Origin of the sequence: Leptospira kirschneri serovar Cynopteri str. 3522 CT, from assembly GCF_000243695.2 — a bacterium.
Classification (GTDB): domain Bacteria; phylum Spirochaetota; class Leptospiria; order Leptospirales; family Leptospiraceae; genus Leptospira; species Leptospira kirschneri.
In genome coordinates this window covers 348,588-361,028 of the sequence record NZ_AHMN02000004.1, presented here as the reverse complement: position 1 = coordinate 361,028, position 12,441 = coordinate 348,588, and the positions used below count along the sequence as shown (strand labels likewise).

Sequence of the window (12,441 nt, the reverse complement as noted above, 5' to 3'; positions counted from 1 at the left end):
GCCACAGGCAGCCAGATTCGCCCAGATTTTTTTACGCAAAACTCGCGTTATTTAAAATGAGTTCGATGTAAGAAAACCATAATTCTGAGAAAGTTGGAATCTGAGCTTTGTAAATCGATTCTTTAAATGTGGGAACTACTGGTAAATCCACGATTTGTGAGAGTTCCCACAGATTAAGTCACATTACGGGCCTTTAAATATCTATTTTTCGTGATCGAAAATTGTATGAGCTCCTACATTTCAAAATCTAACCATAAAACATAGACATGTGTAGTTCCCAAATTTTATTTTTTACGGCAATTTCAAGGTTTTGTAAGAGTTCCTACATCCATTTTTTCACGGTAAAACGAAATTTTAGGAAACAAATTCCTTACGTCTAACTCACATTAGGACACATAAAAATAACACCATACTAAACTTGTTTAAAAACTTAAAGGTAGGACCTACTTCAAAATAGACCAACAATTCCAAGTTAGACGCAATTTTTTAGAACTTCTATATTTTTACAAAATCGACCTCAAATTTTTATTGCAAGAGTCCGCCTGAGTGCAAAATATTAAGCACTTTGTTATTTAGTTGCCAGTAAAAAGATAAATTTTTAAATAAACCATGTAAAATAAATCATATATATAAATAATCTAATTTACTGTTTTATAAAGCATAAACAAGGATTAAGTTACATCTATAAATTCGAATAGAAAAAAGAAACCTTGGAATTATAAATTCCAAGGTTTCCAATAGAGAAAATTTAGATTCAAAAAATCTTGTTAGGCGTTAGATGGAACAGGAAAAAGTCCTTCGATAGAAAGATACCTTTCTCCAGTGTCATAAGAAAAAGTTAATATTTTTGAACCTTCCGGAATCTCAGGCAACTTTTTTGCAACCGCCGCAAGTGCCGCTCCGGATGAAACTCCGATAAAAAGTCCTTCTTCTTTTGCCGCTCTTTGTGCATATTCAAATGCTTCTTCTTTACTGATTTGTATGGTTCCGTCTAAAAGATTTGTATGTAAATTTTTAGGAATAAATCCCGCACCAATTCCTTGAATCGGATGTGGTCCCGGTTTTCCGCCGGAGATTACCGGAGATGCCTCTGGTTCCACGGCAAACACCTTCAATTTAGGAAATTTTTGTTTTAGAACTTGCGCCACACCCGTGATATGTCCTCCAGTTCCAACACCTGTAATTACATAGTCTAGTCCGTCTGGAAAATCTTTTACAATTTCTTGAGCGGTTGTTTCTACGTGGATTTTAATGTTCGCTTCATTTTCGAACTGTTGAGGCATCCACGCCTTTGGATTTTCTGCAACGATTTGTTTTGCCTTTTCGATTGCGCCCGGCATTCCTTTTTCTCTTGGAGTTAATTCAAATTCCGCTCCATAAGCCGCCATTATTCTTCTTCTTTCAATGCTCATAGATTCAGGCATGACTAAAAGTAATTTATAACCTTTAACCGCTGCAACGAGCGCTAAACCGATTCCAGTATTTCCAGAAGTTGGTTCTACAATAATGCTGTCCTTAGTTAGTTTCCCTGTTTTTTCCGCGTCTTCGATCATGGAAAGCGCGATGCGATCCTTAATGGATCCGCCTGGATTGGATCTTTCTAATTTTGCATAAACCTCGCTTTTCGTATTAAACAAGCGATTGATTTTTACATGAGGTGTATTTCCGATCGTTTCTAAAATGCTCTTAGCTTTCATTTCTGTTTTCCTGCCTCTTACAAGCGTTCTTTTGGTTTCTATGTTGTTATATTAGACATTTATTTCAATATAACAAATAAATTCAAGAAAAAAACCTTTTTCCCACGCTCTTTTTTACAGAATCTACTTTAAATATAACTTTGTAAGAGTTCCCACAAGTTTCGAATTCTACTCTTAAATATAACTTTGTAAGAGTTCCCACAAGTTTCGAATTCTACTCTTAAATATAATTTTGTGAGAGTTCCCACAAGTTTCGAATTCTACTCTTAAATATAACTTTGTGAGAGTTCCCACAAGTTTCGAATTCTACTTTAAATCTAATTTTGTGAGAGTTCCCACAAATTTCAAATTCTACTTTAAATCTAACTTTGTGAGAGTTCCCACAAGTTTCAAATTCTACTCTTAAATCTAACTTTGTGAGAGTTCCCACAAGTTTCAAATTCTACTCTTAAATCTAACTTTGTGAGAGTTCCCACAAGTTTCAAATTCTACTCTTAAATCTAACTTTGTGAGAGTTCCCACAAATTTCAAATTTTACTTTAAATATAACTTTGTAAGAGTTCCCACAAATTTCAAATTTTACTTTAAATATAACTTTGTAAGAGTTCCCACAAGTTTCGAATTCTACTTTAAATATAACTTTGTGAGAGTTCCCACAAAATTTAAAGTTAGAGCCAAGTTCGTAAGACACAACCAAAACCGATAAGATCCCCAAAATATTAACAAATTCAAATATTCTAATTTTTAAATATTATTCCTAAAAAAGACCCTATCGCTGAAATCAAAAGTTATAAAGACGTAAAGAGATCTAAATTTCTTGTAAAACGATACTCTGTAAAAAAGACTCAGCTACCGGACCAAATTCGATTCCAAGCCCACGAAAAACCGCATAAATCGTAGAAATATGAACGTTCGAATCACCGGGAGTCGCCGCATAACCTCGAATCTCATTTTCCAAAACTTCCAGAGAACCAAGTGGAATCACAGCGTGAGAAAAAATCCTTCCATAAATTCCACGATCCCTTCCAGAAGAAAAAATAGAATTAGTAGAAATTAATTCCGTCGTAGAAAGATACGGATCATTTTGTAATCTTCTCAGAACGATTTCCTTTGAAATCGTTTTTTTGAGTCGAAAACGAAATCGAACCAAATGCATATAAGGAGAATTGATCGTAACCGAAGAAGAAGTCAGAGGCAATTTGATACCAATTTGAGAATAGAGTTCGTTTAACAATCGGCTATGATGTGTTCCCCATTCTGCCTCCGGTTTTACAAACAAAGGTCCCGTTACGTGCGGATCATCCTTCGCCATATCTGCATCTCTTCGAATCACTATAAAATCTGCTTCTTTCAAAATAGATTCCAATTCTTGAGGAGATTCTTCGATCAATAAACGAAGCGAACCCGCCAGTGTATGTGTATTACACGTAGAAACGTGTAAAAATTTAGGAAGTTTTTCTTTTTCCAAAAATGATCTTACATCCGGATATAAAAACTGAGGTCCAAATTTATGTTCACTTCCTTGAGCTATAAACATTTTTATTTTAGAATATTCTAATGTATTATACTCTTCGATTCTAGAATCGGCAATTCCGGGAGGAGAACAATCGCATAAAACCACGGAAGATTCCATTGCCTCCTTTTTAGATAAAAATTCCGGAAAAAAATCTTTTACTCTATTATCTCCCGTATCGACTACAATACCTCCTTTTTCAATAAGAGAAAGAATGGCAGGAATTTCCGATTTTTTAAGCTGATAAGGTTCTATATAAACTTGAAATTTTTCTAGTTTTCCCTGAAGCAACAACAACAAAGAAGCAAGAGGCCAGCCGATCACTCCAACTCCTCGAATATATACCCCAGGGTTATTTTGTAGTTTCATAGATCATTCCTCGTTTTTATTCAGAATCGATCGTCATCGATATGTACATTTTCCAAAATGAAGAAAATCTCAAAAAATCGTAGATAACATGAGCAGTACACCGGGCGAATCCAGCTTGCCATAGGCAACCGGACTGACTCTTTAGCCCTGGTCAATAAATTGCATACAGAAAACATTATACAACAATTATCTTTAGATTCAACATAGAACACGATCTAAAACGCGATTCATAGAGAGCGTTCTGCTTTAGTTTCCCCACATCGATCCTTTCGCGTTAACTCACATTAGATAGTGTCAAAAAAGAATATTCAAAAAATATGTTCATCTATGTAAATGTGCGTAAAAGATCTTTTTACTTCAATTTTTATTTATCAAATGTAGGTTTTTGAAACCATCTTTCATAAAACGAGATAAATCAGTTTACACTTTTCTAAATGAGTATTTTTAACTTCTTTTATAAAACGGATCTTGCAGATAATTCTCCTTGTATTTAATATAATTATTCGTTGTACGTATAATAATTTCTCTTTCCTTATCGGTAATATCTCGAATGATCTTTCCAGGAGATCCCATAACAAGAACTCCGGGAGGAATTTTTTTTCCGGGTGTTATCAAAGCCCCCGCTCCTATAAAAGCGAACTCTCCTACTTCTACGTCATCCATCAAAGTCGCACACATTCCTACAAAAGAATTATCTTTCAACTTACATCCGTGTAGAGTCGCCCTATGTCCGATCGATACGTTATTTCCAATTTCCACCGGATACACATCCCTTGCTACGTGAATGATCGTAAGATCTTGAATGTTTACATTTTCCCCAATTCGAATATAATTGACATCCCCTCTCACTAAAGTCTGAAACCAAATGGATGAATTTTTTCCAATCACCACATCTCCTATAACTTGAGAACCTGGGGCCAAAAAAACGGACTCATGAATTTGAGGTTTTTTTCCCATATATTCCAGAATTTGATCATTTGATTTCATCGGTTCTCCCCTCTCTTTCTTTCTACAGATCTTTCTTTTAGAGACTTCAAAACAAGTCTAAAAAAAAGATTTTCTTTTGACCCAATTTCAATTGGAAAAAGAATGCACGCATGAGTAGAAGTTCTTCTAACCAAGAAAAAGAAAAAAGGGAAAAAATAAAATCCATTCTCAAACAAGCCGGTATCGGACTTTCGATCGGTTTAGGCGTTGCGATTTTGATTCGATCCTTTCTTTTTTTTCCATTTACATTGGAAACTAAAGATATGCTTCCTACTTATTCTCCTGGAAAAAGAATTTATTTCCATCGATTTGTGAATCGTTCCAATCTCTATCTTGGAGATTTAGTTTTAGTCAAACATCCAACTCAAGAAGGTAAGGTGGTTTTTTCTAGGATCTCCGGAAAACCAGGAGACACGGTTCAAATGAAAAATAAGATCTTGTATCGTAATAATCATCCGGAAGATATTTCTGGAGTTGGAAGTGGTTTTACACTTCAGTTCGAAGATAAACGAGGAGCGTTTCCTTCCAGTTTTTCCGGCAGAGACAACGGAGAACCTTTGATTCTTAAAGACAGAGATTATTTTCTTCTCTGCGACAATCGAGATTCCTGCTCCGACTCTAGAGATTTTGGTCCAATCCCCATAGAAAACATATTAGGAAAGGCGTTCTAAATTTTTATTTTAGATTTTTCGTTTTTTACTTTTCGACTTTCATTTTCATATTTTTCGTGCCAGTATTATAAATTCAAATATTCTAATTTACTATTTGACACAATTTTACCATTGTGATATTTTTATCGGATTCAATTTTTCTTTCCCTACTTTAAGAGTGAAATCCCGTGACGATAAAACATTCGGAACTTACATTTCAATTGATGGTAGAATCTGTTCCAAACGCAATTCTATTGTTAAACCGGGACGGTAAGATCGTTTATATCAACAATCAAGCTGAAAAATTATTCAAATACGAACGAACTGAATTGATCGGACAGGTTGTAGAAGAACTTCTTCCTCATCGTTATCGCAAAAATCATCCAGCTTTCAGAGATTCTTTTTTTCTTTCTCCTAAAGTTCGACCTATGGGTGCTGGCAGAGATCTTTTCGGTCTTAAAAAAGACGGCACAGAGTTTCCGATCGAAATCGGTTTAAATCCAGTGGTAACCGCAGACGGTACTCTCGTTTTAGCTTCTATAATAGATATTACAGAAAGAAAAAAAGCGGAACAAAGATTTCGTCTCGTTGTAGAATCGGCGCCAAACGCAATGGTTTTAGTCAATTCGGAAGGAACAATTTCTCTCGTAAATACGCAAACGGAAAAACTATTCGGCTACGAAAGAGAAGAATTGATCGGTACAAAATTAGAAATATTACTACCGGAACGTTTTCGAGAAGCACATCCAGATCGTAGAAATCAATTTTTCAAAACACCTACCGTTCGATCTATGGGCGCGGGAAGAGATTTATTCGCCCGAAAAAAAAACGGCTCCGAAGTTCAAGTAGAAATCGGTCTCAATCCGATAGACACAGACGAAGGTATTATGGTTCTTGCTTCGATCATTGACATTACGGAAAGAAAAAATCAAGAATCCACTCTAATTCGAAAAAACGAATTGGAAGTCAAAAACAAGGAACTGGAACAATTTGCATTTTTAGCGTCTCACGATCTACAAGAACCCTTAAGAACTGTATCTAACTATATTCAAGTTTTGGAAGAAGATTATGGCAACACATTCGATTCCAACGCAACCCGTTATCTAAAAACGATCGATCAGGCAACCAAACGAATGAGCGTTTTAGTAAAAGCTCTTCTTATGTATGCAAGAATTGGTAGAGATCAAAAGTTAATATTTACGGATTTAAACCGTATTCTTTCGGAAGTTCTTTCCGATTTAGAAAATCTAATTCTCAATTCGAATGCAAAAATTACCTCAGATCCACTTCCAAATATGAACGTATACGAAGTAGAATTCAGACAACTTCTTCAAAATCTAATTTCCAACGCGATCAAGTTTTCTAAAAAAGGAATCGATCCTGAAATTCGAATTCGTTGCGTAAAAGAGGAAGACTACTGCCATTTTTCGGTCCAAGACAATGGAATCGGAATCGATTCCAAATACGTAGATAGAATTTTCTTTATATTCCAAAGACTGCATCTTAAAGAAGAATACGAAGATCATGGGATCGGATTAGCACATTGTAAAAAAATCATAGAATTACACAACGGTCGTATCTGGGTTGAATCCGATTCGGAAGTAGGAAGTACTTTTCACTTTATCATTCCTAATTTAAATTAAACTTATGAAAAACAAAAAGTTAAAATGTATTCTTCTGATCGATGACAACCAAGACGATAATTTTTTTCATGAAAGAGTTATCTATAAAGGAAATTATGCGGAAACAGTAATCACAAAACAATCCGGCCAGGAAGCTCTTCTTTTTTTAAAAAATAAATCCAATAATATAGAACCGTTTCCAGATCTCATCTTTCTGGATATTAATATGCCTGGTATGAATGGTTGGGAATTTTTAGAAGAATATAAAAAGTTGGATCAAAAACTTCAAACCAGCACACTCATCATCATGTTGACTACTTCGGACAACCCGGATGATAAAAATAAATTCAGTCAATTTGGTTCCACTTCGGATTTTAAAACCAAACCTCTTACCAATGCGATGATAGATGAAATTTTAGAAAAATATTTTTCTGAATCAGTTTCTGCAGACTCTTAGTTCTACCTTGAAATTCTAATTTGTGTGAGTTCCCACATTCTTTTTACAGTGCAATTCCCATTTGAGGTTTTTAAATATGGAAACTACCACAAAATTTTAAACTTACAAGTTTTGAATGAACGTAAAAACTACATTGTTAGGCGAGAACATACTCTAAATCAAAGGAAAAACATCTAGGATACAAACAAATTTCCCGTAAAAAATCGAGAATCCATTCTAGAATTCTCCAGAAAAAACAGATTTTCAAGAGAATTGTCCGGAAAATACTGTATCCAAATCTTAGAAAAATTCTCCTACGGGAGACCTTAAAATAAGAACTTTGTCCTCAAAGGACAATAAATCTTGCGACTTTGGACCTTTTATAAAAGAAAATTTGAATTTTAGGACAAGCCGTAAATCTAAAATAACAAAGGGAAAAAAATGACCAGAATAGCCATCAACGGATTTGGAAGAATTGGAAGACTCGTTTTCCGTGCAGGAATCAAAGACCCCAATCTAGAATTTGTCGCCATCAATGATTTAGTGACTCCTGATAACCTGGCCTACTTACTCAAATACGATTCCACTCACGGAAGATTTCAAGGAACCGTTGAACACACTGAAAAAGAACTCATTGTGGACGGAAAAAAAATACTATGCGTTTCCGAAAGAGATCCTGAAAAACTTCCTTGGAAAGATCTCAAAGTAGATTATGTAATCGAATCCACTGGACTTTTCACAGATAGAGCCGGTGCCGAAAAGCACATCAAAGCTGGCGCTAAAAAAGTAGTGATCTCCGCTCCTGCAAAGGATAAAGACATTCCTACCTTCGTCATGGGTGTGAACAACGAAAAATACAATCCTTCAGCCGATCACATTGTATCTAACGCATCTTGCACAACCAACTGTCTCGCACCGATCGTAAAAGTAGTTTTAGACAACTGGGGAATCGAAGAAGGTCTGATGACTACAATTCACGCTACAACTGCCACTCAACCTACCGTAGACGGACCTTCTAAAAAGGATTTCCGAGGAGGAAGAGGAGCGATGCAAAACATCATTCCTGCGTCCACCGGCGCTGCCAAAGCAGTTGGACTTTGTATTCCAGAAGTTAATGGTAAATTGACTGGAATGTCTTTTAGAATTCCAACCCCAGACGTTTCCGTGGTAGACTTAACCGTTAGAACTACAAAAGAAACTTCTCTAAAAGAAATTTCCGCTAAGATGAAAGCAGCCTCCGAAGGCGCCATGAAAGGTATTCTGGGTTATACCGAAGATATGGTAGTTTCTAACGACTTCGTAAGTTCCACACTCTCTTCTATCTTTGATATGGATGCTTGTATAGAACTCAATTCTAGATTTTTTAAATTAGTCTCTTGGTATGATAACGAAATGGGTTACTCCAACCGAGTTTTAGATCTGATCCGCTACATGGCGAAGAAAGGTTAATTCATGGAATTACCTAGACTCGAAAACGCAGATCTCTCAGGAAAACGAGTTTTCCTGAGAGTAGATTTTAACGTTCCAATAGAAAACGGAAAAGTCACAGACAAAACTAGAATTGAAAAAACTCTTCCCACAATCGAACTTCTGATTAAAAAAGGGGCGAGAATCATCATTGCGAGTCACTTAGGAAGACCCAAAGGACAAGTAAATCCCGAATTCTCCTTAGCGCCAGTAGTTGAAACTTTCCAAGATCTTGTAAAATCTAAGGTTTATTTTTCTAAAACCGTAATCGGAGAAGACGCGGTCAAACTTTCTAAAGAACTCAAAGACGGCGAAATTTTAGTGATTGAAAACGTTCGTTTTCATAAAGAAGAAGAGGAAAATGATTCTGGTTTTTCCAAAAAACTCTCTGCGTTAGCCGACATCTATGTGAACGACGCTTTTGGCGCGGCTCACAGAGCGCATTCCTCCACCGAAGGAATCGCACGTCTACTTCCTGCATATGCAGGTCTTCTAATGCACAAAGAGATCTCAGAACTTTCCGCACTTCTGCATAAACCGGCTCGCCCTTTTGTAGCGATCATAGGAGGTTCCAAAGTCTCCACTAAGATCAAGGTACTCACCAATCTATTCGACAAAGTAAATCATCTTCTTATCGGTGGTGGAATGGCTTATACGTTTTTAAAATCCAGAGCGGTCCCGGTTGGAAATTCACTCGTCGAAAAAGAATTTGAAGTTCAAGCTTTTCAGTTAATCGAAAAAGCGGGTGTCGCCGGTATCGATTTACAACTTCCCGTAGATCATATTATCGGAGATCAGTTCAGCGAAAAGGCAAAAACCAAATCCGTAGATAAGATGGGAATTTTAGACGGTTGGATGGGAATGGATATCGGTTCTAAAACGGTTTCCAACTACGAAAAGATCATCAAAAACGCCGGAACGATTTTCTGGAACGGACCAATGGGTGTTTTTGAAATGAATAAATTTGCGGGTGGAACAATGGCAATCGCAAAAGCAGTAGCCAAGTCCAAGGCTAAAACAGTCGTAGGCGGAGGAGACTCCATCGCTGCGATCAACAAAGCTGGTGTTGCAGATAAAATCACTCATATCTCAACCGGTGGAGGAGCATCCCTTGAATTTATGGAAGGTAGAAAACTCCCAGGCGTAGAAGCACTTCTCAAAAAAGATTCCAAGTAATCAAAGTGTTTTTACAATCAAACTTACAAGCCGGGCATTCGCCCAATCTCAGCACCGAGGAGCAACAGTGTTGCTCCGAATGCGAGATTAAGACTCGTGTGGAGCGAAGGCGAAGCACGAAGTCTTGAATGGAAACCGTCGAACTTGCGTTGCTTTAAACCATACAAAGTTCTGTATGATCGAAAAACGATCTCGATTTGAAATACAACCTCCTTGGATCGTATATTCCAAGAGTTCCCCATACTGGAGTGGATGGAGACAAGGCGAAAGCGAGTTTTGGTTTTGCAACGTCTGGTTACCTGAAAACCGATGAAAGAATTTTTTATCTCGAAGATTTGTCTCCTCCTGCAGACTGGAATCTCTATTTAACTCAACCCTAAAACTCCGGATCTTCTTCCTCTTGAAATTGGGAAACAAATATTTAAAACTACTTGAATCATTACAGTTCATTTAACACCAATTCGACGTAAAAAAATAAAGGTGAATCCGGTATTGCCGGACCGCGCCTTCAGCCCTAGTCAATCAATTACATAAAAAAAACGTAATATAATATTGTCTTTAATTTCAATTTATTATAATGTGAGCAGGGCCGTAAGAGATTCGTTTTATAAAAATCTAATTTTTCCATAAAAAATAAATAGAGTTGTTTAAAAATTTGCAATGCGACTTAATTTGTGGGAACTCTCACAAGTCGTGGTTTTACAGTTAAACTTTGAAAATTGTGGGAACTACTACGAGATACAAAAGAGTCATCGTCCATCCAATTTTTGTACAAAACCGCTGTTCTGCGGGCATCATCAAAATTTAAATCCCAGTTTAACTTGAGTTCAACGTAAGAAAGAATTTTTTAAAAGTAGTAGTTCCTACAATTTTAGAATTTGTTTATAAAATCGTGATTTGTAAGAGTTACCACATTTAAGGAATTGATCTTATAAAGTTCAAATTTCAACATCATTAGAGTTGTTGAAAAACTCTATAGTGAAGATTCGTAAAATTGCTTCAATTGTCCATTCAATCCAATACAAACAGATCAAGAATTAATTTTTCAACAACTCTATTCTTTTTAGATTCTATAGATATTTCAATTACGAATCGACAAACGCAAAATATAGTGCACTTTATTATATAGTTCCAAGAATGGCTCAATTCAAATACTACAGAAAAAAAAAACTTTCAGAATTTAGAATATTCAATTCTATAAATGTTATTTCCTAAAATCATCGCCGGTTTACTTTTTTCTATCTATATAAAGGTTCTTTTAACTTATAAGTACATCTTAGAATATCTGGAAAATTAGATCCAAACTGATAACGTAAAACTTTTTTTCCTGAATGATAAAACGATTCCTGAGGTCCTAAGTTCTTCATTTCGTAACCGTTTTTTTGTAATCCAAAACAAGCAAGTTTACGACGTTTTCCCCAAATAAAAAATTTCTGTTCTTCCGGAATACTCATTTCAAACGTAAGTTGAAAATTTTCGGAAACCCATTCCTTTGCGGGCCAAAGATCATATTCTACTACTCCCCAAAAATCAGAATCTCCAAAAGAAAAATATCCAAAACCAGTCTCGTTTTGGCCCGGACGCATCTGGTATCTAATTTCAATTTCTTGAATTCCTTCCTCTAAATTTAGCAGAAACTCTGCAACATGAGGTAAACCGTAACTTTTACTCCCGTTGTATTGTACTGTCCTGAAATCAGAAAGCTCCTTTCTAGAAAGATCCGGCTTAGATTTGACTGAAATTACTTTTTGACCCTGAAAAATTTCCAAGTCCGCTGACGCAGGTAATACAAACGCAAAAAGATAACCTCCTTTTTGAATCGAATTGATTTTATAATTGGCCCGAATCAAACATCGATTTTCGCAAGTAATCTCTAATTTCTCTCCTAACAATTTTACGTTTTTTGAATATGCGTATAAAATACTTCCAGGCAGAGCATCTACCGCTTTTGGCGCTCTACTATTGGATTTTACCGGTAATGTAATAACCGTAAGTAATACTATAGATCGGATACAAATCTTTCGAAAAATCAATTTCCAAAAATAAATCATTCTATTCACCAAACACTTAAATTCTTTCTATCTAAATTTCAAAAATTATAATATGAATCACACAATCTCGATTCTATAAAGATCCTAAATCAAAAATAGAGTTGTTAAAAAATGAATCTCCATCAGTTTCTATTTCATGGAAAGGATCAATTGAAGCAGTTGATCTAAGCTATGGAATTTTTCAACAATTCTAATATTTTTTATCTTTTACAATCTCTTGAACTTTCTGACTTAAATATCATTTAACGCGAGTTCAATGTAAAAGATTCGTTTTACAATGTCTAATTTTTTGATTTCAGAAAAAATCCTCGCGCAAAGGATCGAAGCGGGGTCCATTCGGTTGAAATACTAATTCCAAATTTTACATTTGATTAGAATGGACCGTAGCTGAGAGCCTGGTGGTCGGCTGTTTGAAACAATAATTTTCTTTGAATTGGAAATTTGCCCGACCATGCGCCCTATATATTTTTAGA

The 12,441-nt window shown here is 35.8% G+C and carries 10 protein-coding genes; 6 read left to right on the top strand and 4 right to left on the bottom strand.

Going from position 1 to position 12,441, the window contains the following annotated elements; all coding sequences use genetic code 11:
* Positions 1-767 precede the first annotated feature (767 nt).
* The 3 genes from cysK to LEP1GSC049_RS222480 all read right to left on the bottom strand — a co-directional run bounded on the left by cysK (position 768) and on the right by LEP1GSC049_RS222480 (position 4,566).
* Positions 768-1,697: a cysteine synthase A gene (cysK, locus tag LEP1GSC049_RS222470; protein ID WP_004754377.1), complete on the bottom strand. Its 930-nt coding sequence runs from the start codon at positions 1,695-1,697 to the stop codon at positions 768-770.
* A gap of 808 nt (positions 1,698-2,505) precedes the next feature.
* Entirely contained in the window at positions 2,506-3,579 is a 1,074-nt protein-coding gene (locus tag LEP1GSC049_RS222475) for a hypothetical protein (RefSeq protein WP_004755093.1), read from the bottom strand.
* A 444-nt stretch (positions 3,580-4,023) separates the two neighbouring features.
* Positions 4,024-4,566, bottom strand: a complete 543-nt coding sequence (locus tag LEP1GSC049_RS222480; protein WP_004753596.1) for a gamma carbonic anhydrase family protein — start codon at positions 4,564-4,566, stop codon at positions 4,024-4,026.
* A 110-nt stretch (positions 4,567-4,676) separates the two neighbouring features.
* On the opposite strand from LEP1GSC049_RS222480, the gene lepB reads away from it, so the two are divergent.
* The 6 genes from lepB (at position 4,677) to LEP1GSC049_RS222510 (ending at position 10,297) form a co-directional block, all read left to right on the top strand.
* Positions 4,677-5,237 (top strand): signal peptidase I, encoded by a 561-nt coding sequence (gene lepB / locus LEP1GSC049_RS222485; protein WP_004754472.1) that lies wholly within the window; start codon positions 4,677-4,679, stop codon positions 5,235-5,237.
* Between the two features lie 203 nt (positions 5,238-5,440).
* Positions 5,441-6,859: a PAS domain-containing sensor histidine kinase gene (locus LEP1GSC049_RS222490; RefSeq protein WP_016748658.1), complete on the top strand. Its 1,419-nt coding sequence runs from the start codon at positions 5,441-5,443 to the stop codon at positions 6,857-6,859.
* 4 nt (positions 6,860-6,863) lie between these two features.
* The gene (locus tag LEP1GSC049_RS222495; RefSeq protein ID WP_004755064.1) at positions 6,864-7,295 is read left to right on the top strand and encodes a response regulator; all 432 of its coding nucleotides are present in this window, start codon (positions 6,864-6,866) and stop codon (positions 7,293-7,295) included.
* Positions 7,296-7,715: 420 nt separating this feature from the next.
* On the top strand, positions 7,716-8,723 hold the full coding sequence (gene gap / locus LEP1GSC049_RS222500) for a type I glyceraldehyde-3-phosphate dehydrogenase (protein WP_004755115.1): 1,008 nt from the start codon (positions 7,716-7,718) through the stop codon (positions 8,721-8,723).
* 3 nt (positions 8,724-8,726) lie between these two features.
* Entirely contained in the window at positions 8,727-9,917 is a 1,191-nt protein-coding gene (locus tag LEP1GSC049_RS222505; RefSeq protein ID WP_016560487.1) for a phosphoglycerate kinase, read from the top strand.
* A gap of 197 nt (positions 9,918-10,114) precedes the next feature.
* Positions 10,115-10,297, top strand: a complete 183-nt coding sequence (locus LEP1GSC049_RS222510) for a hypothetical protein (RefSeq protein WP_004754655.1) — start codon at positions 10,115-10,117, stop codon at positions 10,295-10,297.
* Between the two features lie 858 nt (positions 10,298-11,155).
* Here the strand turns inward: LEP1GSC049_RS222510 and LEP1GSC049_RS222515 are convergent.
* Positions 11,156-11,968: a hypothetical protein gene (locus tag LEP1GSC049_RS222515; RefSeq protein ID WP_016560356.1), complete on the bottom strand. Its 813-nt coding sequence runs from the start codon at positions 11,966-11,968 to the stop codon at positions 11,156-11,158.
* Positions 11,969-12,441: the final 473 nt, after the last annotated feature.